Below are 26,213 nucleotides of genomic sequence, written 5' to 3' on the forward strand. Positions count from 1 at the left end.
TATTTTATTATCGATTTTAGCTATTATTACCATACTATACAATCTTTTTATAGAGGATAACGTAAAAAAGTTCCTTATAAATATATAAAGAACCTTATTAATATAAACTATGAATTAAAAAATCAATATACAATTTTCACATAGAGATTTCTTCAAAATATGTTGGATCATGTATTGTAATTTTTTTATCTAAAATTGTAACAATGCTATCATTTTTTAATTGTTTTAATACGCTGCTAACTGTCTCTCGAGATGTTCCAGATATTTTGGATATTTCAATTGTTGTAAGTGGACATGAAATTACAATCTTTTCTCCACTCTGTTCTCCTAAATCCTGCATTAAATAATTTAACGTTTGGATAACACGATCTTGTGCATTAGGAATTGTAATATTTTGCACTCGATTTTCGTTCAATTTTAATATAGATGATAATTGCTGAACAACGTACATCAATTGTGTTCTGCTGGACTTTACCATATCTTCAAAGATTACCGTTGGAATATAATATACCTCCACATCCGTCATTGCTTCTGCTGTATAGTTATATCCTCTGTCTGTAAACATACCACCATAAGGAAAAATAGAATACCGCTTTACATAGTCATCGTATAATAAGTTCCCATTTTGATTAACCCGCTCTAACTTTACAAAACCATCTAACATGAAGTAAATTCTTTCCCTTGAATCCCCTTCTAAAAATAAAAATTGACCTTTTTTATAAGTTCGCCAATAAACAAACTCTGTTAAGCCTTTCAATTTTTTTTCTGTTAAATGAGCAAATAATTCGAACTGCTTTAAGTCTTTCACTACGTTCCGTCTATTCATAAAATTCCCTCTCTCTTGCTGTATGTTGGAGCGAAAAATCAAGAAAGCGTATTCAATTTGAATTTTATCATAATTAACTTGTATATTCAGATTTCATCATGAAAACTTTATGAACAATGAGTACAAAAAATATTAATAAATAAAAAGAATGAAGTTATTAACCTCATTCTTTTTTTACTACTAAGTAGCGTACATAATAATTTAAACATACATGCATACATTCTGTTTTGAAATAATAGTACCGGCTTTTTCTTCTAGTGCTTCATATACTTTTTCTAAAGACGTAATAATCGTTTTTCTTTTTGGATTTGTATTAACAAAATTAATAGCAGCTTCGATTTTTGGAAGCATGCTTCCCGCAGCAAATTGTTGTTCTTCAATATATTCTTCTAATTGATTCACTGTGACATGCTCTAATTTTTTTTGATTCGGTTGATTATAATTTACATACACATAATCAACTGCAGTTAAAATAACGAGCGTATCGGCATCTACTAATTCTGCTAATTTCTGCGCAGCGAAATCTTTATCGATAACCGCTTCAGTTCCTTTTAACCCTTCTTCAGAATCAATTACTGGAATTCCACCTCCGCCCACAGCTATCACTATGTTTCCATCTTCGACCAAAGAATTAATCACTTTATGTTCATGAATACTTACAGGCTTCGGTGATGGAACAACACGTCTCCATCCTCTACCAGCATCTTCTTTAAACACTGCTTTTGTTTCATCCATTAATTTTCTGGCCTCTTCTTCTGTATAAAAAGGACCAATTGGTTTAGTTGGATTTTTAAATGCCTCATCTTTTTTATCCACAACAACACGTGTTATAACCGTTGCTACATCTTTGTTTATATTCCGTTTTTTCAATGCCTTTTCAATTGCATTTTCCATCCAATATCCAATCATCCCTTGGCTCATTGCCCCACAAGTATCTAATGGCATTGCAGGTGTCTTTTCCGTTTCTGCAGCTTTTTGCTGTAATAAAATATTCCCCACTTGTGGGCCATTTCCATGCGCAATTACTATATCCACATCATTTTCCATTATTTTCACAAGTTGTTCTGCCGTTTTTTCCAACGCTTCTTGCTGCGCTCCCGCAGTAGCTTCTCCAGACTGTATCGCATTTCCCCCTAGTGCAACTACAATTTTTCTTCGTGCCATATTCCAGCCCTCCAGTTGATTTCGCTTTCACAGCGCTTTATAAAGTAATACTGCCTGTAATTAATCCATAAATCGCAAAGAATGCTAAAGCACCAATTGCTACGGATGATGCTAATTCCACTCGAGTAAATATTTGCTTCGAACTCTTTTGTTTTTGAACATTGTAAAAAATAAAAATACCTGGCGCATATAAAGTCATTGTTAATAATAAATACTCTAAACCGGCTGCATAAACTAACCACACTCCATAAATACTTGCGATCAAGCCAATTATTATATTTTTATTTCGATCTGCTTCTTCAGACTTTAAGCTATGCTTCAGTTGATAAAATGCTGAAAAAGCATATGGGATTAAAATAGCTGAAGATGCTAAAGAGAATGCAAAGTTATACGCCTGATCAGAAACGACGAATGTTAACAAGAATATTTGTATTAAACCATTTGTTATCCATAATGAATTTACTGGAGCCTTATTTTTATTTTCTTTTGCGAACCATTTTGGAAATACTCCATCTTTAGCCGCTAAATATGGAATTTCAGAAGCGAGCAAAGTCCAACCTAACCAAGCACCTAATACAGAGATGACTAAACCTAAATTAATAAAGATAGCACCCCATTTTCCAACAACACTTTCAAACAAATAAGCCATAGCCGGATTTTTCAAACCTGCAATGTCTGCTTGCTGCATAAGTCCAAGAGACAATAATGTGATTAAAATGTAAATGATGAGTGTACCAATTAAGCCAATAACGGTTGCTTTCCCTACATCACTTCTATTTTTTGCTCGACTGGATAAAACAACAGCCCCTTCTACCCCAATAAATACCCATAAAGTTACAAGCATTGTACTTTTAACTTGGCTGCCAACTGCTCCCCATGAAAAAGAACCAGTTTGCCCCCAAAATCCATCTAAGAACGTATCAATATGAAACGCAAAGATTCCTATGACAATAAATACAAATACAGGTACTAATTTTGCGATTGTAGTTACTAAATTCACAAGGGCTGCTGATTGAACTCCACGTAAAATTAACATGTGAACACACCATAATAATACGCTTGCACCAATAATGGATTCTACATTTTGACCGCCTTCAAAGATCGGGAAGAAATATCCTAATGAAGAAAACAATAATGTACCGTAAGCTACATTCCCAAGCCAAGCAGATAGCCAGTATCCCCACGCACTATTAAACCCCATAAAATTACCAAACCCTGCTTTTGCATAGCTAAAAATACCACCATCTAAATCTGGCCGTTTTACAGTTAGATTTTGAAAAGATAATCCGAGTGCGATCATCCCAATTCCTGTTATAACCCAGCCAATAATAATGGCTCCAGCACCAGCACCTTTTGCCATATCACTCGCTAAATTAAAGGCTCCACCGCCAATCATAGACCCAACTACAAGAGCCGTTAGTGTAAACAACCCTAATTTCTTATCTTCACCCATTCCACTCACCTCTCTTTAATTGCAATAACAATACAAAAGCAATAGTGAATGATAGTGTCTAAAGGAGGAGAAAGAAGAAAGGAAGACTCCCTTTCTTCTTTACTCCATGTTTCCTAAAGTAGCTGCCATAACCGCTTTAATTGTATGCATTCTATTTTCAGCTTGATCAAATACTTTTGAATGTTTACTGCGGAATACTTCGTCAGTTACCTCCATTTCTTTCAACCCATATTTCTCATAAACTTCTTCGCCATACATCGTTTCAACATCATGAAATGCAGGTAAACAATGTAAGAAAATCACGTTTTCATTCCCTGTTGCTTTAATCATTTTCATATTTACTTGATAAGGTTTCAATAACTCGACACGTTCAGCAAATTTTTCTTCTTCCCCCATAGACACCCATACATCTGTATAAATTACATCTGCATTCGCAACAGCTTCTTCCACATTACTTGTTATCATTACTTGTTCATTATATTTTTTTGCTAAATCAATTACTTCTTGTGCAGGCCATAAAGATTCCGGTGTACAAATACGTACATCCATTCCAACGATTGCTCCACCAACTAGTAAGCTATTAGCAACATTATTTCGCCCATCGCCAACGTAAACGAGCTTCACATTTTTCAATTTCCCTATATGTTCTCTAATTGTTAATAAATCTGCTAGTGTTTGTGTTGGATGCCACATATCTGTTAATCCATTCCAAACTGGCACACCAGAATTTTGTGCTAAAGATTCTACAGTTTCATGATTAAATCCACGAAACTCAATTCCGTCAAACATACGCCCTAACACTTTTGCTGTATCCTCTACAGATTCTTTTTTCCCAAGTTGAATATCACCTTTCCCTAAATATTCAGGATTTGCCCCTAAATCTGTACATGCTACTGTAAATGCACAACGCGTACGAGTAGAAGTTTTTTCAAATAAGAGCGCTACATTTTTACCTTCTAAATAATGATGCGGGATACCATTTTTCTTTTTCTCTTTTAATTCTGCTGCCAAATCTAGAAAATATAACAATTCTTCTTGTGTAAAATCTTTTTCTGCTAGAAAGCTTCTTCCTTTTAAATTTGGTCTAGTCATTAACATAATTCATCCCTACTTTCTCCGTTATTTATACTAAATATCTTTACGAACAATTGGCATACTCATGCAACGTGGACCCCCACGACCACGAGATAATTCCGAACTTAGCACCTCAATCACTTCTATACCGTGTTCACGTAATAACGTATTAGATACATAGTTGCGATCATATGTAACAACTACACCTGGCGCAATTGCTAATGTGTTCGAGCCATCATTCCATTGTTCACGAGCAGAAGCAATTACATCTCCTCCTCCACATGGAATAAGAACTAATTCACTTAAGCCTAATACCTCTTTTAATGCTTCCATTAAAGAAGTACGATGTGTAATTTTAAGAGTTTCCTCATCTGATCCTTTTTCTAAAATATAAATATTCATATTCCCTTTTGGCCCTTGAATGGCTGGGTGAATTGTAAACTTGTCATAATCAACCATTGTAAATACTGTATCTAAATGCATAAATGCTCGACATTTTGGAATTTCTATTGCTAACACTTTCTTAATTTTATTTTGTCGGCTAAAGAGATTTTTAGCTAAACGTTCAATTGCTTTAGCTGAAGTACGAGCAGATACTCCAATCGCAATTGTTTCTTCATTTAAAATTAGCTCGTCGCCACCTTCAATCGGAAATTTATAATCACGATCTAACCAGATTGGTACATTATGTTTTGCAAATCTTGGATGATATTTAATGATGTACTCCATGAATAATGATTCACGTCTACGCGCTGGTTCTCTCATCTTATTTATCGTTAAGCCATCGCCCACGCTAGCTGCTGGATCACGAGTAAAATATAAATTAGGCATTGGATCTAAGTAAAACGGATAGTGATCTTCCATTAATTCATATAAATGTGTCTTCTTACTTGTTTCAATTTCGTTTTTCCGTACACCGCCCATAATTTTTTGAATTAATTCTTCATTTGAAAAGGAAAGTAAATATTCTTTTAAAGTTTGATGTGCAACATTTACGTCGGCCTGTCCTTCTTTTAAAATACGATCAACAAATTCTTCTCGAAGTTTTTTATCTACTAACGCCTCAGCGGCTAGTTTTTCTAAATAAAGAACTTCAACACCCCGATTGCGTAACGTTTGTGCAAAATAATCATGCTCTTTTTGAATAATTGGTAAGTATGGAATATCGTCAAATAATAATTGCTGCAAATAATCTGGCGTCAAGTTTTCCACTTCTTTACCCGGTCGTTTTAATAAAACCGTTTGTAATTCCCCAATTTCTGAAGTAACATGTATCGGATGTTTCATTTGTTGTACCTCCTTTTAAATATGTTTGATGTCTTACAAGTACATAATAAATGCTCTGTACTTTCATCTTTGTGAAAGCATCCACATTATCATTGTGAAATATTAAACAAGTTATTTTTTTAAAATCATACGAATATGTATTTTTATAACAAACTATCTTGCTTTCTCAATAAAAAATACATATATTACGCATATATGTTGAATATTTAACTTCCGTATTTAAACAAAAATCCTGTTTTTAATTTTATTAAAAACAGGATTTTTGCATCTAAATAATTAAATTTAATCTTTCTTCTATAATCTCCCTATCTGATTTCGACTGTGAAATTATAAGGCATGTATCATTTCCACATATACATCCTATTTTTTCTTTCCAATCTAACTCATCAAATAAAACACCAATAACATGTGCATTACCAGGTAATGTTTTAATAACCATTAATTGATCTACACAATCAATTTTTACAACAACTTCTCGTAATTTTTTCTTTAACTTTATATCAGTTTGTAAATGCTCTTCTGAGAAAACTTTATATATCATTAATCCTTCTTGAGAAGGTACCTTCGTTAAGTTTAACTCACGAATATCGCGAGAAACCGTAGCTTGTGTTACTAATACATCTTTTTTTGCTAACAATTCTACTAATCTTTCTTGCTTATCTATTTCATACTCCTTTACAAATTGTTTAATTAACCGTTGTCTTTTTTCTTTTTTCATAAAAGACACCCCTTTTAATATTATAGCTCGCTATAATTTTCATCCGAAAGGGACAGAAAAGAATGTTGCGGAAACGTTCATAGTTTAACTGTAAATATTAAATCAAGCTAAATAAAAAAGAGAAGAACAATATTCTGTTCTTCCTTTTACATTGAAAATCGTTCAATTGTTTGTTTCAAATCAGTTGCTTGCTTCTCTAAATCCTTTAATAATTGATCGATTACTATCATATTTTTAGATTGTTGTAGCGTCACACGTGCTACTTCTTGCGAACCAGCTGACGTTTCTTCAGCAATTGCTGCTACAGCTTTTGTTTGTGCTCCTGTTTGATGAATGTGGCTCACTTGTTCATTCATATAACTACTAATTTGCTGAGTTGCATCGGCTACTTCCATAACACTTGATGACATTTCTTTTAAAATTAATTCCGTAGCTTCCCCACGTTTCGCCTCTTCTTTAGCTATTTTCACTTGTTCTGTCATTTTCATTGCAACTTGTTGTACTTCATCTTGCATATTCCGTAATAACTGCGATATGTTTCTTGCAGAATGATCACTTTCATCAGCAAGTTTACGTACTTCTTCCGCAACAACCGCAAAGCCTCTTCCATGCTCTCCTGCGCGAGCTGCCTCAATAGAAGCATTTAGTGCTAATAAATTCGTTTGGCTAGCAATTGCACTCACAACAGACACAATATGTTCTACTTGTTTCATTCGTTCTTCTAACTTCTGTACATTTTGCATTGAATCTTCATTTTCTTTTGCCAATGTTTGAATACCTTGAATTAAAGACGTAAAGACACGAGTACTATGCCCTAAAGCTTCAACCATTTCTGAAGACAATGTATCAGACTGCTTCGCTTTTTCTTCTACTTCACTTGCAATAGAAGTCGTTGTATCAACAGCAGAAACAATTGCTTGAATTGATGCCGCTGATTGCTCAGCGCCTGAAGAAATCTCTGCAAGTGTCTCAGATACACCTTGCGCTTGTCTCGTTGCTTCGCCTGTTTGTTTTCTAATCTGCTGTACTTGATTATTTGTATACGAAAATGTTGTATCAATATTTTTTACCATGCCCCTTAAGTTTCCTAACATCATATTAAATGCAACACTTAAAGATTTAATTTCATCATCTATCTTCGGTAATGGAACATCTTCACGAATATCACCCTCAGCTGCTTTTCTTGCCGCTTCCTCTAACTTGCGAAGCGGTTTAATTAAAAATACGGCTGCTCCATATGCTAAAATTCCAGACCATACTACCCCTAATAACATAACGATAATATTATATACAGTTTGACTTACATAACTTTGAAAATAATCGTATATCACGTAAATAAAAAATATACTTGTTGAATATGTAATGAAAGCTAAAACTGTAGTGAATAGCATAAGTTGTGTACGTAATCCAAAAGAAAATGTTTTTCTTTCTTTTTCCATCTTCCCTTTCCCCCTTTTTATAAGCAATATAAATACTACCTATATATTATTATCCATATTTTCATTATAGAAGGATATAGAGATTTTAAAAATCATTATTTCTTTGAATATCAAATTGCACGGAAAAAATAAAGGATTCTGACAATTTATGACTAATAACAGAAATACAGGGCAACATTTGTAAAATATATTTTTAACTGGGGGTTTTGTATGATTCAAGTTCGAAATCTAGTAAAATCATTCGGTTCACTTGATGTGTTAAAAGGAATTGATTTAGAAGTAAAAGAAAAAGAAGTTGTTGTTTTAATTGGTGCCAGTGGTTCTGGTAAAAGTACATTACTTCGCTGTCTTAACTTTTTAGAAATGTACGATGAAGGCGAAATTCACTTACAAGGTGAGCGAATTGATCCAAAGCATTCAAATTTAAATAAAGTCCGTGAAAATGTCGGTATGGTTTTTCAGCACTTTAACCTCTTTCCTCATATGACCTCACTAGAAAACATCATAGAAGCACCTATTCACGTAAAAAAATTAGAGAAAGCAAATGCACAGGATATTGGAAATCAACTTCTCCAAAAAGTCGGCCTTCAAGATAAAGCGGATGTAACTCCTCATCTTCTTTCAGGTGGTCAAAAACAGCGCATTGCCATTGCACGAGCTCTTGCAATGAGCCCTAAGATTATGCTATTTGATGAGCCTACCTCAGCTTTAGACCCTGAACTTGTTGGAGAAGTATTGCAAGTTATGAAAGAACTTGCTGAAGAAGGGATGACAATGGTTATTGTTACTCATGAAATGAATTTCGCAAAAGATGTAGCTGATCGCGTCATCTTTATGGACGATGGAAAGATTGTAGAAGATGCTCCGCCAGTACAATTCTTTTCAGCTCCATCACATGAACGGGCAAAACAATTTTTACGCAACGTTTTATAATGTAACTTTTGTTTCAAACGAAAAGGAATACATTCATACGGTGCACAACTAATCATCCAAATAAAATATTTCAATAACATACTAAAAAACTATCCGTATGATCAATATATAGGAGGGGTTTTATGAAAAGAAAACTATTAACCATTGTTGCGAGCATTACACTATGTACATCCTTCATACTAGGAGCTTGTAGCAAAGAAAGCTCTACTACTTCATCAAATAGTGAAAAAGAATTTCGCTATGCGATGAGTGGATTATACAAACCTTTTAACTATAAAGAAAATGACGGCAAACTTGTCGGCTTTGATGTAGAAATCGGTGAAGCTCTTGCTAAAAAGATGAACATGAAGGCTACGCCCGTTACAAACCCATGGGAAACGCTGATTCAAGGTCTTCAAGCGAAGAAATATGATGTAATACTGGGTAGTATGGCAATTACAGAGGAGCGCTTAAAAGCTGTTAGTTTCTCAAATCCGTACTATCGCTCTGGCGCCCAAATTTTTGTGGCTAAAAAAAATACCGCTATCTCTTCTCCAGAAGATTTAAAAGGTAAGAAAATTGGTGTTGTAAAAGCTAGTACCTTTAAAAATCTTGTTGCAAAATATACAGATCAAATCACAGAATATGACAGCGATATTACTGCTCTTATGGACTTAGAGCCTGGGCGTGTTGACGCAGTAATTACGGATCAAATGGTTGGTCTACGTATGATAAAAGAAGGAAAATCGAAGATAAAAGAAGCCGGAAAACCATTAAATCTTGATGAAATGGGAATTGCTATTCGCAAAGATGATAAAGAAATGGTTGAGAAAGTAAATAAAGCGTTAGATGAAATCATTAAAGATGGTACGTATGAAAAGATCAGTAAAAAATGGTTCGGGCGTAATATTCTCGGTGAAGAGGAAAAAACGAAGTAAGTTAGCCATTCAAAAGATTTATAAACAATGCCCCACTGATTAAATGTTCATTTTATGTGGGGCATTTCATTCTCTACTAAAATCTATAAAATATGAGGTGAAACGCATGTTTGAAATTTTTATCTCTTCCTATCCCACACTCTTAAAGGCTACTATTGTCACATTACAATTAACATTAACTTCCCTAGTACTCGGTTCATTAATTGGATTATTATTCGCTTTCTTTCGAATCTCTAACAATAAAGTTTTAAATAGTATCGCTCATGTCTACATTGCTATTATTCGTGGTACACCTTTAATTGTTCAAATTGCCATTCTCTATTTTGGAATTACATCCGTTGTTGTTTTCACCCCTTTTTGGGCAGGTGCAATCGCTTTAGCAATTCATAACGGAGCATATATTACGGAAATTTTCCGTGGATCTATTCAATCCGTTGACCGGGGACAATTAGAAGCAGCTCGCTCTTTAGGCATGCCTTATCCTTTAGCTATGCGACGAATTATATTACCACAAGCATTTCGTCTGTCTCTTCCTCCTCTAGGAAACCAATTTATTATCGGATTAAAAGATTCTTCACTTGTTGCTTATGTAGGAATGTCCGAATTATGGGGTTCAGGTTTATCAATTGCAGCAGGTAATTTCCAACAATTAGATACTTACATAATCGTTGGTGCATACTATCTCATACTTGTTCTTCTATTTACTTATTTTGTTAATCTTTTAGAAAAACGACTACAACGAAAAGAAACTAACTCCGTCCAAGTCCATAAAAGGAACAAAAAGGAAGTTTCTTTATAAGAAAAAGCAAGCCTGAGATGGCTTGCTTTTTCATTGCAAAAATATATTAATTTTTACTGATTTACTTTTTTAATACTCTTTTCTTCTTCTATATGTTCCTCACGATATGAAATATTATGAGGATCTAGTCCATTTCCTAAAGAACCATAGAAATGCTCTCTATGCGGATCCACTAATTCACTTCCTTGATAATACACACGTGGTGTATTCCATAGCGCTGCCAAAGCTTTTGTCATCGGCATCTCATGATAGCGTTCCGGCCACATTTCTTTAATCTTCTCTTTTACTAACGGATAGTATTTAGAACTCATAGCGGGAAACAGATGATGTTCTGTATGATATGAGAAATTGAAATGTAAAACGTCTACCCAGCGCGGCACTGTTACTGACAAACAGTTTGCTAACGGATCATTTACTGGAACAATTGGATTTAAGCGGTGATTTGTTGCGATATATGCCATTACAATAAAGTTAGCAATTAACAACGGAATGACATATGCAAATAACCATTTTCCAGGTCCCATAATAAACAATAAACTAATCCAAACTGTCCAAGGCAAAAGAAGTTGAAGCCATACAGATTTTTGATTGGATGACTTGAACTCTTTTATAAAATGAAAGAACATTCGAGTCGAATGCAATGTAAATTGAATTGTTAGTGACAGAAAACTAAAGAATGAACGTACATGTAAAGGCATACGATATACCCAACTCAAAAACTTACTCTTCTTAAGTTTCTCAAGTGTCGGCCATGCATCTGGATCATTCTCTTCATGCTGTGTATGAACATGATGCGTTGCATTATGCCACTTTCTCCAAAGCTTTGGCCCTGTTGATAATGGCATAAATGCAATCGCGCCTAAGAAGTCACGAAGCCATGCCTTTCTTACAACAGTTCCATGTAAAATTTCATGCCCTAAAAATCCTAGTGAAGCAAAACATAATCCAAGAACAATCGCAATTCCTAGATTCGCCCACACATTCAATTCAAATACACCAATCGATATTAACCCCGCCAATGCCACAAGCAAATAAGCCAGTCCACCAAATAAACGAGTAGGCACTGGTTTAAATGCTTTTTTCGGCAAATGTGGTGATACACGTGCTGCATACCACCCAAACGTATGAAGCTCCTTCATCCTTTTGCTCCTTTCTTATGCCGCGCCTTGCGCAACTTACATATATCAATTCTTGCTTCCAGATTGATTTTACTAGATGATCCAAAAAGCATCTATTATAAGGAAAATATACTCACTCTATCGTCACTTATTTTTCGCTTTTATTATCAATGAAAAACATTTCTCTTTTTACTCTCTATCAACCTTTCCACATGATGAATCATAACAATAGAATTTCTATATTGTCAACACCTTTTATGACCTAGTAATAAAAGGTGGTTATATTTTTATAATCATACTTTATTTCACTAAAGAAAATGTATAGATTCCATAAGGATTTACCCACTATATATAGACATTTTCTTAAACGCCATAGACTCTATCTCATTCAATAACTCCCTATGTAATCAACAAACAGAATCACTTGAATTTAGTTTTATATAAATCCTACTACATCATAATGCCCCACCTAATTAATTATATTAAAATAATTTATAACCTCTTTTAATAAAAATAGACTACTTCTAAAACAACACACATGAATTTCATATAATATGGAAATATTAAAAGGAAAATTGTTCTAAAATCAGGAGGTTTCCGCAATGACAAGTGATACATTTCCACAACTGCCGCTATCTTATTGGATTGAATCTACTCAGTTTCCTACTTTCCCTCGTTTATCCGAAAATATAAAGACGAAAGTTGCTATTATCGGTGCTGGTATTACAGGTATTACTACTGCCTATTTACTTGCAAAAGAAGGCATCGATGTTGTTTTAATTGATTCTGGTCGTATTTTAAATGGAACGACTGGGCATACAACAGCGAAAGTAACAGCACAACATGATCTTATTTATGATGAATTAATAAATCATTTCGGTGTAGAAAAGGCCCTGCTTTACTATGAATCAAATAATCAGGCTCTACAATTCATAAATAAAACTGTTCAAACATATAAAATCGACTGTAATTTCTCAAATGAAGATTCATATTTATATACAACTACTGATAACGGATTAAGAAATTTATCGAAAGAATATGAAGCTTATCAAAAATTAAATATACCTTGTGACTATGTTCAATCTCTATCGATTCCTATTCCAGTACAATCTGCGCTTGTAATGAAAAATCAAGCACAATTCCATCCCCTTCTTTATTTAAAAACACTTTTAGAAAAGTTTGTGGAGATGGGCGGAAAGGTCTACGAACAAACAACAGCTATGGATGTGGAAAAGGGCGATTATTCACAAATAATTACAAAAGAGGGCCATCATATCACTTGTGAATATGTCGTCTCTTGTTCACATTTTCCTTTTTATGATGCGAATAGCTTTTTCTTTACGCGAATGTACGCAGAACGCTCCTACGCTCTTGCAATAAAAGCAAAAACGGAGTATCCAGGTGGCATGTATTTAAGTATTGATGATCCAAAGCGCTCCTTACGCTATATAACAAACAATGGAGAAAAATTAATTTTGATTGGCGGAGAGAGTCATAAAACAGGTCAGGGAATAAATACGATGCTTCATTATGAAGCACTCTATTCTTTTGCTGAAGCCACTTTTGGAATAGATGAAGTTCCTTATAGATGGTCAGCACAAGATTTAATTACTCTAGATAAGCTTCCTTATATCGGACATATTAACGAAAGAAATCCAAATATATTTGTTGCAACTGGATATCGCAAATGGGGAATGACAACTGGAACTGCTGCCGCTCACCTACTGAAGGACTCCATCCTAAAAGTTCACAGTCCCTATAAAGAACTGTATGCACCATCACGCTTCCATGCAAATCCAGATATAAAAACGTTCCTCTCCCAAAACATTGATGTTGCGAAACATTTAATTGCAGGAAAGATTGAAACCGCATTACGTAAGCCAGAAGATCTCGAAGTTGGTGAAGGATCTGTCGTACATGTTAACGGTAAACGAGCAGGTGCTTATAAGGACAAAGAAGGAAAATTACATATCGTCGATACAACTTGTACACATCTCGGCTGTGAAGTTGAATGGAATAATGGTGATTGTACTTGGGATTGCCCTTGCCATGGTTCTCGTTTTTCAATTGAGGGAGACGTTCTTGAAGGCCCAGCAGACCAACCGTTAAAACGAGTTGATAATGAGTAAACAAATAAAGAAGTTCAACAAAATTACTGTTGAACTTCTTTATTTGTTATAAACCCTTTTCAGATAAAATTCGACACAAGGAGGAAAATATTAACATTAAATAAAATAATATATTCATCTACAAATTAAAAGGGGTGAATAATTATGCAACCTTCAGCTCCACCTCATCTAGAATCTACAGAAACTATCTTTCCAAGCTCTATTACAAAACTTGTTGTTTTTATTTGTTGGCTAGCCATTTTAGCTGATGGATATGATTTAGGTATTTACGGTGCCGTTCTACCAAAGCTCCTAGAAGACAAAAGCTGGGCGCTATCACCAGCGCATGCTGGTACAATTGCAAGCTATGCTTTATTTGGGATGTTTATTGGAGCTATTCTAGTTGGAACGATTACAGATCTAATTGGGCGTAAATGGACGCTTATATGCTGTTTAGCACTTTTTTCTATCACAATGGGTTTAGCGGCTATCGCTCCTTCTCCTGAGTTATTTGGATTATCTCGATTTATAGGAGGAATCGGATTAGGCGGTGTTATCCCAACAGCTTCAGCACTTACTGTTGAATATTCACCAAAAAAAAGGCAATCTTTTATTTATGCTCTTATGTTTACTGGCTATCCTTTAGGTATCGTGTTAGGTGCTATTTTGTCCATGCTTATGTTAGAAGATTTCGGATGGAGAATTATGTTTGGTATCGGAATGATTCCACTACTCCTCATTCCTTTCATTATTCGCTATTTACCCGAGTCCATTCAATTTTTATTATCACGTAATCGCCAAGAAGAAGTGAACCAAATTCTTAATCGTTTTCAAATTGAATTTCATGTAAAAGATAAAACTCATCAAGACCCATCTACTATACGAAAGAAAAATGGATTTTTTACTTTATTCTCAAAAGAATACATAAAAGCAACGCTACTTTTTTGGATCACTTATATAATGGGAATGTTTTTAATATATGGTTTAAACACTTGGTTACCACAGATGATGCGCCAGGCAGGATATCCTCTTGGGTCTAGTCTGTCATTTCTACTTATGCTAAATATTACCGCAGCTATCGGCGCATTATTCGCTGGAGCAATTGCTGATCGTATAGGAGCAAAAATTGTTATTAGCATCTCTTATCTTATGGCAGCCATATGTATCGGACTATTAACAATCAAACCATCTGTTACAATCATTTATCTTTTAATTGGCCTTGCTGGTATTGGATCAGTCGGTATTACTCAAATATTAAATGCATATGTAACACAATACTTCCCATCACATATCCGAGCTACCTCCTTAGGCTGGGGACTGGGGCTTGGCCGAGTTGGTGCAATTGCTGGCCCAATTCTCGTCGGTATTATTATGACAATGCAATATGACTTAGCATGGAATTTTTACTTATTCTCCTTTGCAGGTTTTATCGCAGCTATATCTGTTTTCTTCATTCCTACAAAATAAAAAGAGCACAAACTTACTTGTGCTCTTTTTCATATGCTTCAAACAACATATCTCGAAACAATGTATTTAAACTCTCAATATCGATTCCTGATCCCTTTTCAATTCCTTTTACATATTGCTGATAGTAATGAATTTGTTCTTCTAAAAATTGATTTAGCACCTTAATTTTCAATCCAACATCTAATTCAGTACCTGCTTTTTTCTTTATTAACAACTTTTCAATTTCATCTAATACGCTACGTTCTAATGATAATTCTGTAATTAATCGGTCAAATTCTACAGGAGGTAAAGTCGTTTTCTCTTCTAGCCACTTACAAGCTAAAATGGGGCGTAATACATAAAAGTACTTTTTCAGCTTTACATTCTCACCTTGCAAAAATTCACGATAATTTTTCGACGCCATATGTAAATAATGATATATCGTTGCTTTTGGATCAAAATTCTTCTCACTCATCTGTTGAAGTAGTTCTGGAAAATTAGAGTTTTTCGAATAAAAAATTGGTGATCGAATCCACTCAAGTAAAGCAGGATTCGACTTCGCGAATAGTTGCAACGCCTTTTTAATATCCCAACCACTTATATCTAAATCATCACTAATTGGATATTCAATTACATCTCGTTTGTCATGAATTGATAAATACCATTCTACCGGATGTATATAAACAAACCTAACATCATAATCGCTATCTTTCGATGGAAACCCCCAAGCACGACTCCCTGATTCCACCGCAAATAAAATTTTTACATCATTCTCTTTTTCAATTCTTTCTAACTCCAACTCGATTTTCTCTCTCATTTCATAACATCTCCATTTTTTGATTATTTCCTTGGAAATTCGACAATACACTATTAATTTTACTACATACTAAAAAAACTGTCAGAAATTACTGACAGCCTAATGAAACGTCTATTGTTGCTGTTCAATTACAGTAGCAGCAATTCGTTCAAACTCTTTTTGAATCTCCTCTTTATATGCATCTACTATTGAAAAATCCATAGCAGCAATATAAATTCGTTCTAATTTATCACGAACCGATTTTGCTTTCGCTAAGAAAGACATCGCCTCATTCATTTTTGCTTTATATTGAATGGAGACATCACGAATTTCCTTCGCATATTTCTCATCCGTCCCTGGCGTAACAATAAGGGCATACATATCAATAATTTCATCACCCTCGCGACTTGGAAAATATTCATGTGGTGCGGTGCTATCAAAAATTGCAAATCCTAATTCTCTTACGATAACCATATCAAGACTATTCGGGTCAAATCCGCAATGATATACTTCAACTTCAAACCCTTTTTCTTCAGCTTCCTTAGCTAACTTTTTGAGCATCGTTGATTTTCCAGAGCCTGGGCGCCCTTTTATGAAATAACGATGTGGTAACCCTTCTGTTAAATTAGGAACAAAATCAACTGCTCCTTTCGGTGTAGCAGCTCCTAAAAAACGATGTTTTACAAGCGATTGTCTCCCGCTTTTATCTGCAAATAATTTCTGGATTAGCTGATTGGTTAGTTCATTTGCTTTATTAAAATCTATATTATCAATATATATCTTCTCCCACTCATCATGTATAACCAATGCCTCTTTAAAACGTGCGTAAGCAGACTGAAAAGCTTTGCTTGCTTCTGAAACAAATCTTTCAATTTCTAACTTCTGCTTTCTTAGTTTATCTGAGTCCCAAGCAATTCCTAAATTTATATACTCTTCAACAACTCCTGGCATTTTTGGCTCAATAACATGCGGCGATGTCCCATCAACAATTCCTACTTTTAATTTTGGGATAATTACACCATCAACCGATTTATTATCAGAAGAACAATGTAAAAATTCAATATCATATCCTTTTTCAATCCATTCACGACCTATTGCCTTTATTAAAGAAGATTTTCCCGTTCCTGGGCCACCCTTTAAGATAAATAATCTGTCTAATCCTTTTAAATTCTCTTCGTATAAATTGTGAAATCCCCTAGCTGTATTACCACCAGCATAATAATTTAATACATTTCCTGTCACTGCACTCACTCCTTCGCAGCATTCTATTTACATAAGCTACAATATGCGAGCAGCTTTATTTGGGTGAATACCTATTTTGTATTGCACGCAAAAAGGAAATGAATTACAATTTAACTATCGGAAAATTCCGATTTCAAAAACTGAATACTTCTTTATCAAGAGAGGCAGAGGGACCGGCCCTTTGAAGCCCAGCAACCTCAGTTTATACAAACTGAATAGGTGCTAATTCCTGCAAAATGCAATGCATTTTGGAAGATAAAACTCAACTAGCATGTAAAGCTCATCTTTCTTGATACTGAAGGATGAGCTTTTTATTATTTGAAAAACATATATTGGAGGTATGTAAAATGAAAGTAATTGATTTATCACAAACATTTGAAAATAATATGTCTCAATTTCCTGGAACACCTAAAATACAACTAGAAGCTGTTACAAGTGTTGAAGAATCAGGATATCAAGTTACAGATTTTCATTCTGTCGTTCATGTTGGCACGCATTGTGATGCTCCTGCGCATTTTATTTCAGGCGCAACGACCATCGATCAATTACCGCTGGATCAATTTGTAGGTGAAGCTGTTCTTATAGATGTAACACATATTCAAGAGCGAAAATTACCTAAGACAGTATTGCATAATACTGACATAAAAGAAGGTGATATTGTTATTTTTCATTCTAATCTATCCACAAAATGGAATACAGAAGCTTATGAGAAGGAAGCATTTTATCTTTCTGAAGAATTAGCTAAAGAACTAGTGCGATTAAAAGTAAAATCTATCGGTTTAGATTTCATTTCTCCTGATGAAGTCACAACAGAAACATCACCGATTCATCACATATTACTAGGGAATGATATTTACTTAATTGAAAACTTAACAAATCTAGATGCTATCGAAGAAAAACGTTTCTTTTTCTCAGCAGCACCTTTAAAAATTAAAAATAGTGACGGTGCTTTCGCAAGAGCATTTGCTGTTATTTTTTAAACATAGCCTATAAAAAAAGCAAAGGCCACTACTGGTCTTTGCTTCTATATTTTCTATTTAAATTAAGAAAGAATTGTTCCACACGAGGACGCACCCAAGCTAAACAATCTATCTCTTTCTTCTTTGTGCAAGCTATCTCTTCTCCATCTACCATTTCAACAAGTTCTAGTTCTAACAGTTGCCTCGTGAATGCTAACATATTCACTTCTTCGGATGGATACTCTTCTTTTAATTTCTCCTCAATTTCCCCCAATAAAAAACCGTCACGCATCATTGCCAATGCATCAATCCAAAGTGGCGGCATTTCATATTTTTCTCCTGTAATTGTATCTTTTACAATATAATTCTTTTGCTCTTTTCGAAATTGAATCGTGTGTAAACATACAGTCGAATTTAATGTTAATTCCATCATACCACCTCTTTCATAATATCTGCATAGAAAAAAGGATGCGTGTGCACCCCTTCTTATCTTTTCATAACACTACTGAACCGCTACATGAGCAATCAATCTCATGTCGATATTTTCCTCCATTATAAACGAAGTATTTTATAAAAAAAACCCTTCTTGAAACATTTTATAAAATGTTTATATTTACACAACAAGAACACTTTTCTGAAAAATCTTTTCTCCCAATACATTAAAAGGTCGGCAAAAAAATTTCTACTTTCGTTCCTACTCCTACACTACTTTGGATCGTGATACTCCCTTGATGTTCCTTAATAATTTTATATGTAATCATTAATCCAAGTCCTGTACCAGTCTCCTTTGTTGTGTAAAACGCCTTGCCAATTTTTTCTAACTTCTCATTCTCTATACCAAATCCTTGGTCTTCAACAGAAATACACAAATGTCCTTGCGTTTTTTGATATGCACGGATATGAATTTCTCCACCCTCTGGCATTGATTCTATTCCATTTTTAATGATATTTAATAACACTTGTTTTAATTGCTTATCATCACCGTTTATAGCCGGTAAATTCCCATCTACTTGTAAATGACATTTAACTCTATATTGCGTTGCATAACTTTCCATTAGATGCACAACATATAGAAGGATGTCTCGTATATTACACCTTTCATAATTTGTTGGCTTTGGTTTTCCTAACAACATCAATTCACTAACAAATCCATTGACTCTTTCAATTTCTTGTAGCATAATGTCGTAGCTCATCGTATCAGTTGGATTTCTTTCTTTTTGCATTTGCGTAAACCCTTTTAACGCTGTTAACGGATTTCGAATTTCATGAGCAATTGTTGTAGACATAGTCCCAATCACAGCTAAATTTTCCGTCTCTTTCATATTGTTCATCATTTCAACCACTGTTCTTACATAAGATTGAAATCGTTTTAATAAAGAATGTGAAATAATGAAATAAAATACACATAAAACAAGTGGAATTATCACTTTTAAATCTTGTAATAGCAATGTGAAAAATACGTACTTTCCAATTACACTAAAGGACACTAAATAAAAGTATTTTCTATTCACGAAAACTGGAGCAAATAAAATTAATAACATTTCTACCATACTACCATGTTCAAAAGGTCTATCCGTTCGCAAATAAATCATTAAATTATTCACAAGATTGATAAACATGTACCCAAATAAAAATAAATATTTTACAGAATATACATACCCTCTTTTTTGAAGATATATAGAAATAGGAAATAATGCTATTACAAATATAGGCACACCTATCCCAAGACTACCTTCTGGCCAACCTACCGCTGTTCCACTAATATTCATAGCAGGATATACAAAATAATATATAGCGTCATATAAAAAGAATATAATATAAAATAATAATATAAATACCTTTAAGGCTCTTCTTTCTTCATAAATCAAGCTCTTGTATTTATTCATATAAAAACTCCCCTTGATCGATACAAAAAACTTTCATTGTTATCTCCTTAAAGTATAAGTATGAAATTGCTTTCAGGGCAATATTTAACCTTATAATAATGAAAGGAAGGAGATCTCTCCTTCCTTTTGGTAACAACTTACATCCATCTTACCCTGTCATGTAACAATCCATCCGTAAAATTATTATGCCCTATTACAAAATCCTTCATATATAAATTTAAATACTCACCGTACTTACTTTCTGTATTTAATAACAACTCCTCAACGTAATAAGCACCTTGTTCAAATTGATCTAAAAGTAAACTGGACAAGCCCGCATAAATCCCGCACCCTACCTGAAAATACGTTGCATTCGTTTTATATTTACGAAAAACTTGGCTACTATTCATCACATTATACATATATGTCTCACTATTTTCATAAACGAGTAACACACCGACCAAGTCCTCTCCAGCAACCTCTTCTTCCGCTGGATTAAACACTTTACGATTCCAGTTCCATAAATCTTCTACTTGATCTAAGTTCTGTCTAATTATATTTGTTGTATACTCATTAATTCGGTAAAGAAAACCAACTTCCATATTAAAGTTTTTCCCTAAAATTAATACTTCCTCATGTGGCATTAAACAACCATAGAATTCTTTTTCTCCTAACTTCACTTTATACTCTGAAGCATATACATCTTCATAAAAGTAAAGAGGACGATGATGGCTCATATACATCGGATAACTCCAGATTGCTTCATCTAAAAATCGCTCTACTGCCCATGAAGCATAAAGTGTATGTGGCTTTATAAGTGCTGTATCATTCAAAAATGACGTGTCATGTTCTACAATATAACATGCTCTTGGCCTTTCATTTGGTCGTTCCTTCATAAGCTCAACAACCATCCATTGAACAACACCTGGATTCATACCTGAACCTATAATCGCTTTTGTATTTGTAAATTTCTCTTTCTCCTTCTCAAACCTTGTATATCTTTCCGTAAGCTGAAAGCCAATTAAGCTATCGTCCTGATCTACTGCCTCATTTTCCAAGGCTGAGTTAATATAACAAATTCCTAGTTCATTACAGCAGCTTAATACTCTAATTGTATCTGCCCCTGAAACATCAATCACAACACCCGTTCTTTTTTCTTTTAAATGTTGTTTAAATTCCACTACATTTTGAAGGTTTATTTCATATAAATATAATTGACCTTTCAGATTCGAAAACAACTCATCATAATAAGTCCTATCTTTTTGTTTTATATCCACCAAATGAAATTTGGCATTCTTTAATACTTCATAAATTGGATCTTTTTCATTTGCTATCGCTTGATTTAAAATTGCTAAAACTGCTTTTGCTGCTCCACCAGCACTACCAAGCAATGTAATTGATAACGAATTAAGAAACTGCTCCACAAACAAAACCCCTTTAATAAATTAGTTGAGCAGCTCCTCCTCAAAAAATAAATTGAATATATAATAAGATAGCTCGTACACAATGTTTATAAGTTAGTGCAAAGTTACCTTTTAAAAAATCACACTATACTATGCTTATATTCAATTCATTTTCCCCTCATCTCCAAATTAAACTAAAACAAATAGGCTCGACCTTTTCTTCTGCATATAAAAGAAAAAGCCAGCCCTTCCAACTAATCTACGGACAATGGACGGATTTTACATGTTGAATATTCACATACATTTTTGCATCACGTGCTTTTGATATTTCAATATGACCTTCATCAATTTTCGCCATTTTTCCAATTTTATTGGACTCCTCACCTAAATCAAACACCATAATTTTCCCAGTCATTTTAATAAGCTGTTCTTCAAATGTTCTAGCTAATGTAATATTTAACGGATTTACGGGGAGTTCATTTTTATTGAGGGCATACGGTACTTGGTTTTCTTTATACGGAATTAACCATTTTAAATGCTTTAAAGATATATATACCGTTTTATAAACCGGACTATAAAAAACAATATAGTCGTTCATCACACTTGTAACATAACCATGTATTGGAGCATTTCCTGCTACATAAACTTCTGTAAAAATCCCTTTAGAAGTACTTAATACTTTTCTCAAAGAAATTGAAGGGGATTCCCTCTTAATTACAGAATCAACATCTGGTTTTAGTATGTCTTCGTCATGTGGTCTTAAAAATTTATAGTATTGTACATGATATAAAGATATATATACATAGTCTTGTCCATTGTAAAGAACAATAATGTCATTTCCTACGTCTATTAATATACCTTTAAACCTTTTTTCACCGATTAATTTAACATATATATTTTTCCCAATACTTTTGTTTAACTCATTCATCTATATCCTCCTTCCTATGAATTTCAGCTTTCCTATCTTCCGTTTCAAAAAAATAATCAGGGCAATGTTCTGTCTTAATAGTAAGTAATTCCTTTTCATACTATCGAAATAAGAAATTGTTCTTCTCTTTCCCTCATAATGCCCCTCTTATTTATTAAACATTATTCATCTTCATTCTTTTTACATTTCACTACTTGACTCACACTCTTAATATGATAATTAATGATATAAATAACTTCATCACCGTTTACTAGCGTAATACATTCTTCATGCACTTCACTTAATAGGCCTTCTACACACTCTGGGCCGCCACGGTTAATCTTTACCCACTTATACTTCAAGTCACGTAATACATCGACGAAAGTATCATCATCAGAGCAGAAACATGAAACATAGCCATCGCCACATTTACTTTCTTTCACTTTCTTAACTAGACTCTTCACATGTTTCAATTGGTAATATACTAATTCACCAAGAGGAAGTTGTAATGTAAGGTAATCTCTTCCTAACGATACAAGTACCCCCACTCGACTCTCTGGTCCACGAAGATTTACTTTTACAGTCTCACCGACTAAGCCTTTAATTTGTTCACAGCATAATATACTTTCCAAATTTGTATCCTCCTTTCTTATTATCTTCCTCTTCTTGACTGTCTTTGTGCGCGAGCTCGACCTGAATCATTACTTTCACTTTCGCTTTCACTTTCGCTTTCTTCGCTCTCTCTACAAGGTACTGTTACACTCTTAATATGAGATACTGCAACTAATATAACTTCTTCTTTTACAATTAGTGTCACAAATTCACAAGAAACATCTTGTAAAATACCTTCAACTTTCTCTGGGCCACCACGATTAATTTTCACCCAGCAATATTTGAAGCTTTGAAGTAACTTTTCAAAGTCATCTTCACATTCACATTCCAACCATCTGCAATCATCTGCTTTACAATCTTTCACATTTTTTGTAATACTTTTCAGATGACGAATCTGATAGTAATAGAGCTCTCCTTTTTCATTCTTTAATACAAAGTAATCCGAACATACAGCGACTATTGTCCCTTTTTGAGATTCTGGACCACCCCTGTTTACTCTCACAAAAGATCCAATTAAGTCTTTCAGAAAATCACAATGAAATAAACTCACGAGAAAACCCCTTCCATTAATTTATAAGCTTTTGCACTGATAGTATATGTATCTGTACAGGTTACGTTCTCTATGTTTGTCCTAGCTAGAAAAAAATATGCTTTTAACATGGTAGACTACTACCTATCAAAATTTGAAGAAAGGCTAAGAACTCCTTATGTTTTTGATATCTTCAAACAAAAAATCCCTTATGAATATACATTTCTGCATATCTTCATAAGGGATTTTCCATAGTTTAATCTTCGTCTTTAACATCCATATCTTCTGGAATTGGTTCGTTCAATATTTCTTCCACTAATTGCTTATATTTCTCCATTTGTTCTAAATGTGTATTAAATTGTTCTTTATTTACTAAATATTGCTCTCCATCGAATAGCGCACGAATTTTCTTTTGCTGAATTAACTCTTCAATATACGATTTTGGTAAATTCAAATACTCCGCAGTCTCTTCTACTGTTATATACAATACGTTCATTCCTTTATTATTTTTTCATCTATACTGTATCTTACTTTACTTTATTTTTGTAAACAAATAAAAAAGATTTTGTAAATGCAGTTCAAAAAGCAGGTAGATGCATTCCATATATTGTATAGTATTATATAGTAAGAATTTTTTAAATATAGAATGGTATTACCCATTTACACAAAGGAGAGTTAACATATGGCTACTCGTCACATCATTACAATGTTAGAAAAAACACTACAAGTTGAAACAGAAAACACAATTTCTCATTTGAATGTATCTTTATCTGATCGTTTTCTTTCTCAAAGCACAGCAATACATGAAAACAATTGTTATCATACAATTGGTGAATGGTACAAAAATCATTTCTTATTCCAACAAGATGATTTCCTTTGGGCTAAATATGCTTTCTATGACGCATATTGTGAAGCCATCAAAAAACAAGGCCATCTTACAAAACGCGTCCGTCAAATATTAGAATCATTGGCTCGAAAACACGGAAAACAGTATATTGCTTCTATACTAAATATGCCATTTCCTAATGAACGCGCTAAAGGGACAGCGTAATTTAGCCATGTTCTGCGTAAGCAAAACATATCTAAATTGTTTTCTAGGATGCTTTACCAATAAAATGTTCATATCATATGAACTGATGAAACCGGTGTCATTATAATGATTGAAAATATAGTAAACAGGAAAACCCCCACGTACATCTCTCATCCATTTGAATAGAGAAGTATGTGGGGGTTTACTTGTTCCTTATTATTTTATCATCTGCTTAATCAGTTCGCGATTTCTCTTCTTAAATACTTCATTATGAGAAGAAACCATTCCGTACTCACTTGCATCTGGTTGGATAAATTGCTTTGCTTTATTCACAGCATTTCCAGCATCTTGGAATGCACCTGCAATTAAGTGTAGTTTCCCTTCGTGCTTTAAAATATCTCCAGCAGCATATAATCCATCTACTGAAGACTCACTATTTGCATTACCTGCAATATAATAATTATCTATAATTGCAACGTCTAACTCACTATTTTCTAATAATGTAATGTCGCGTTCATATCCATGATTAATAATAACTTCATCAATAGGTAAATGAGAAACCTCACCTGTTTCATGATTTGTTAATTCTACATATTCGATCGCTTCATGATTATCACCGGCAATTAATTTTGTAATCGATGTATTAAAGAAACACTCCGCTGAGCTGTTCATAAGTTGTTTTACTTGTGCTTCATGACCAGATAATTCTTCTTTTCTATAAGTTACATACACTTTTTTCGCAATTGGTTCCAATTCATTTGCCCAATCAACAGCAGAATTGCCTCCACCGGAAATAATAACTGTTTTACCTTTAAAACGCTTTAAAGATTTAACTGTATAATTTAAATTCGATACTTCAAATCGCTCAGCACCTTCAATAGATAACTTTTGCGGTTTCAATATACCACTTCCTGTTGCGACGATAACTGTTTTTGAAAAGTGTTCTTCGCCAGTACTTGTTTTTAATGTAAAAGTACCATCTTGATTACGAATAATCGATTCTACTTTTGTATCTAATACAACTTCCGGCTTAAATGTTAACCCTTGCTGTACAAGTTGTTCAATTAACTTATCACCTGTAACTGGCAATAGTCCTCCTACATCCCAAATCATTTTTTCCGGATACACATGTATTTTTCCACCTAAATGTGGTTGAAATTCTATTATTTTCGTTCTCATTTCTCTGAGTCCACTATAAAAAGCTGAATAAAGCCCTGCAGGTCCTCCGCCTATCACGGTTACATCAAACAATTCTTCTCGATTCATTCGTGCTCACTCCTCAGCTATTAATCGTTGATTATCATTCTCAATAAAATATAACCTGTTTCCGCAAAATTTACAATCAAAATTACTATTGACAATACACCTATATAAAATTATATTATTTAAAGAATCAATAGTGATAATCATTATCATTTTGTTAATAATTAGCAAATTTGAGATTACATCTTCTTTCATTAATATGGTTATTACTATATTATAAAATCTAATATTCAAGATTTTTAATAAATTTTTTTGCATTACCACTACTATTTCAAAAAGATTGCAGTTAAACAAATTATTGTATACACATATCATCTATGTTAAA

General features: G+C 33.8%; 24 protein-coding genes, 2 pseudogenes and 1 riboswitch. Of the genes and pseudogenes, 7 read left to right on the forward strand and 19 right to left on the reverse strand.

What is annotated here, in order from left to right; all coding sequences use genetic code 11:
• Positions 1-136 precede the first annotated feature (136 nt).
• From MR112_RS25170 to MR112_RS29095, 8 genes and pseudogenes are all read right to left on the reverse strand, one after another.
• Entirely contained in the window at positions 137-826 is a 690-nt protein-coding gene (locus MR112_RS25170; protein ID WP_001081905.1) for a Crp/Fnr family transcriptional regulator, read from the reverse strand.
• Between the two features lie 201 nt (positions 827-1,027).
• Positions 1,028-1,990: a carbamate kinase gene (arcC, locus tag MR112_RS25175; protein ID WP_000113951.1), complete on the reverse strand. Its 963-nt coding sequence runs from the start codon at positions 1,988-1,990 to the stop codon at positions 1,028-1,030.
• 37 nt (positions 1,991-2,027) lie between these two features.
• On the reverse strand, positions 2,028-3,443 hold the full coding sequence (gene arcD, locus MR112_RS25180) for an arginine-ornithine antiporter (protein ID WP_000503412.1): 1,416 nt from the start codon (positions 3,441-3,443) through the stop codon (positions 2,028-2,030).
• A gap of 99 nt (positions 3,444-3,542) precedes the next feature.
• Entirely contained in the window at positions 3,543-4,541 is a 999-nt protein-coding gene (gene argF, locus MR112_RS25185) for an ornithine carbamoyltransferase (protein ID WP_000930289.1), read from the reverse strand.
• 30 nt (positions 4,542-4,571) lie between these two features.
• A complete protein-coding gene (arcA, locus tag MR112_RS25190; protein ID WP_000682331.1) occupies positions 4,572-5,804 on the reverse strand; it encodes an arginine deiminase in 1,233 nt (410 codons plus the stop codon).
• Positions 5,805-6,072: 268 nt separating this feature from the next.
• Positions 6,073-6,522, reverse strand: coding sequence for an arginine repressor (argR, locus tag MR112_RS25195; protein ID WP_000711826.1), 450 nt, complete (start codon positions 6,520-6,522; stop codon positions 6,073-6,075).
• Between the two features lie 146 nt (positions 6,523-6,668).
• Positions 6,669-7,241 (reverse strand): annotated as a pseudogene (locus tag MR112_RS29090) (methyl-accepting chemotaxis protein); the annotation flags it as partial.
• A gap of 369 nt (positions 7,242-7,610) precedes the next feature.
• Positions 7,611-7,961: pseudogene (locus MR112_RS29095) on the reverse strand (HAMP domain-containing protein); the annotation flags it as partial.
• A 210-nt stretch (positions 7,962-8,171) separates the two neighbouring features.
• On the opposite strand from MR112_RS29095, the gene MR112_RS25205 reads away from it, so the two are divergent.
• The 3 genes from MR112_RS25205 to MR112_RS25215 all read left to right on the forward strand — a co-directional run bounded on the left by MR112_RS25205 (position 8,172) and on the right by MR112_RS25215 (position 10,610).
• Positions 8,172-8,894 carry an amino acid ABC transporter ATP-binding protein gene (locus tag MR112_RS25205; RefSeq protein ID WP_000616927.1) on the forward strand — a complete coding sequence of 241 codons (723 nt, stop codon included), beginning with the start codon at positions 8,172-8,174 and terminating at the stop codon, positions 8,892-8,894.
• Between the two features lie 122 nt (positions 8,895-9,016).
• Positions 9,017-9,811, forward strand: coding sequence for an ABC transporter substrate-binding protein (locus tag MR112_RS25210; protein WP_000823765.1), 795 nt, complete (start codon positions 9,017-9,019; stop codon positions 9,809-9,811).
• Positions 9,812-9,854: 43 nt separating this feature from the next.
• Positions 9,855-10,610 carry an amino acid ABC transporter permease gene (locus MR112_RS25215; protein WP_226368475.1) on the forward strand — a complete coding sequence of 252 codons (756 nt, stop codon included), beginning with the start codon at positions 9,855-9,857 and terminating at the stop codon, positions 10,608-10,610.
• A 53-nt stretch (positions 10,611-10,663) separates the two neighbouring features.
• On the opposite strand, the gene desB is transcribed toward MR112_RS25215, so the two are convergent.
• Positions 10,664-11,749 (reverse strand): Delta(10) desaturase DesB, encoded by a 1,086-nt coding sequence (gene desB / locus MR112_RS25220; RefSeq protein ID WP_000661226.1) that lies wholly within the window; start codon positions 11,747-11,749, stop codon positions 10,664-10,666.
• Between the two features lie 581 nt (positions 11,750-12,330).
• On the opposite strand from desB, the gene MR112_RS25225 reads away from it, so the two are divergent.
• Together MR112_RS25225 and MR112_RS25230 are read left to right on the forward strand one after the other, a co-directional pair.
• Positions 12,331-13,857: an FAD-dependent oxidoreductase gene (locus MR112_RS25225; RefSeq protein WP_000199980.1), complete on the forward strand. Its 1,527-nt coding sequence runs from the start codon at positions 12,331-12,333 to the stop codon at positions 13,855-13,857.
• A 144-nt stretch (positions 13,858-14,001) separates the two neighbouring features.
• Complete coding sequence (locus MR112_RS25230; RefSeq protein ID WP_063245432.1) at positions 14,002-15,303, forward strand: MFS transporter; 1,302 nt, start codon at positions 14,002-14,004, stop codon at positions 15,301-15,303.
• 13 nt (positions 15,304-15,316) lie between these two features.
• Here the strand turns inward: MR112_RS25230 and MR112_RS25235 are convergent, their stop codons facing one another.
• Positions 15,317-16,099: a nucleotidyltransferase domain-containing protein gene (locus tag MR112_RS25235; protein ID WP_001208237.1), complete on the reverse strand. Its 783-nt coding sequence runs from the start codon at positions 16,097-16,099 to the stop codon at positions 15,317-15,319.
• Between the two features lie 111 nt (positions 16,100-16,210).
• Positions 16,211-17,320: a PRK06851 family protein gene (locus MR112_RS25240; protein WP_086404251.1), complete on the reverse strand. Its 1,110-nt coding sequence runs from the start codon at positions 17,318-17,320 to the stop codon at positions 16,211-16,213.
• A 149-nt stretch (positions 17,321-17,469) separates the two neighbouring features.
• Positions 17,470-17,582, forward strand: a riboswitch (SAM riboswitch).
• A gap of 85 nt (positions 17,583-17,667) precedes the next feature.
• On the opposite strand from MR112_RS25240, the gene MR112_RS25245 reads away from it, so the two are divergent.
• Positions 17,668-18,300, forward strand: a complete 633-nt coding sequence (locus MR112_RS25245) for a cyclase family protein (protein ID WP_000862981.1) — start codon at positions 17,668-17,670, stop codon at positions 18,298-18,300.
• A 28-nt stretch (positions 18,301-18,328) separates the two neighbouring features.
• Here MR112_RS25245 and MR112_RS25250 read toward each other — a convergent pair whose 3' ends face one another.
• The 7 genes from MR112_RS25250 to MR112_RS25280 form a co-directional block, all read right to left on the reverse strand.
• Positions 18,329-18,709: a hypothetical protein gene (locus MR112_RS25250; protein WP_000424116.1), complete on the reverse strand. Its 381-nt coding sequence runs from the start codon at positions 18,707-18,709 to the stop codon at positions 18,329-18,331.
• A 229-nt stretch (positions 18,710-18,938) separates the two neighbouring features.
• A complete protein-coding gene (locus MR112_RS25255; protein ID WP_001046103.1) occupies positions 18,939-20,165 on the reverse strand; it encodes an ATP-binding protein in 1,227 nt (408 codons plus the stop codon).
• Positions 20,166-20,302: 137 nt separating this feature from the next.
• Positions 20,303-21,568, reverse strand: coding sequence for an S-adenosylmethionine decarboxylase related protein (locus tag MR112_RS25260; protein WP_226368474.1), 1,266 nt, complete (start codon positions 21,566-21,568; stop codon positions 20,303-20,305).
• A gap of 238 nt (positions 21,569-21,806) precedes the next feature.
• The gene (locus MR112_RS25265; protein WP_086404250.1) at positions 21,807-22,475 is read right to left on the reverse strand and encodes an LSm family protein; all 669 of its coding nucleotides are present in this window, start codon (positions 22,473-22,475) and stop codon (positions 21,807-21,809) included.
• 161 nt (positions 22,476-22,636) lie between these two features.
• Positions 22,637-23,086: a hypothetical protein gene (locus MR112_RS25270; protein ID WP_000443836.1), complete on the reverse strand. Its 450-nt coding sequence runs from the start codon at positions 23,084-23,086 to the stop codon at positions 22,637-22,639.
• Positions 23,087-23,106: 20 nt separating this feature from the next.
• Positions 23,107-23,616, reverse strand: a complete 510-nt coding sequence (locus MR112_RS25275) for a hypothetical protein (protein ID WP_000051536.1) — start codon at positions 23,614-23,616, stop codon at positions 23,107-23,109.
• A 235-nt stretch (positions 23,617-23,851) separates the two neighbouring features.
• Positions 23,852-24,091 carry a helix-turn-helix domain-containing protein gene (locus tag MR112_RS25280; protein WP_086404249.1) on the reverse strand — a complete coding sequence of 80 codons (240 nt, stop codon included), beginning with the start codon at positions 24,089-24,091 and terminating at the stop codon, positions 23,852-23,854.
• A gap of 186 nt (positions 24,092-24,277) precedes the next feature.
• Between MR112_RS25280 and MR112_RS25285 the strand changes: the two genes are divergently transcribed.
• Positions 24,278-24,646: a hypothetical protein gene (locus MR112_RS25285; RefSeq protein WP_000235474.1), complete on the forward strand. Its 369-nt coding sequence runs from the start codon at positions 24,278-24,280 to the stop codon at positions 24,644-24,646.
• Between the two features lie 195 nt (positions 24,647-24,841).
• Here the strand turns inward: MR112_RS25285 and MR112_RS25290 are convergent, their stop codons facing one another.
• Complete coding sequence (locus MR112_RS25290; protein WP_001078298.1) at positions 24,842-25,891, reverse strand: NAD(P)/FAD-dependent oxidoreductase; 1,050 nt, start codon at positions 25,889-25,891, stop codon at positions 24,842-24,844.
• Between the last annotated feature and the right edge of the window lie 322 nt (positions 25,892-26,213).

This window comes from Bacillus cereus group sp. BfR-BA-01330 (assembly GCF_022663885.1).
GTDB lineage: Bacteria > Bacillota > Bacilli > Bacillales > Bacillaceae_G > Bacillus_A > Bacillus_A cereus.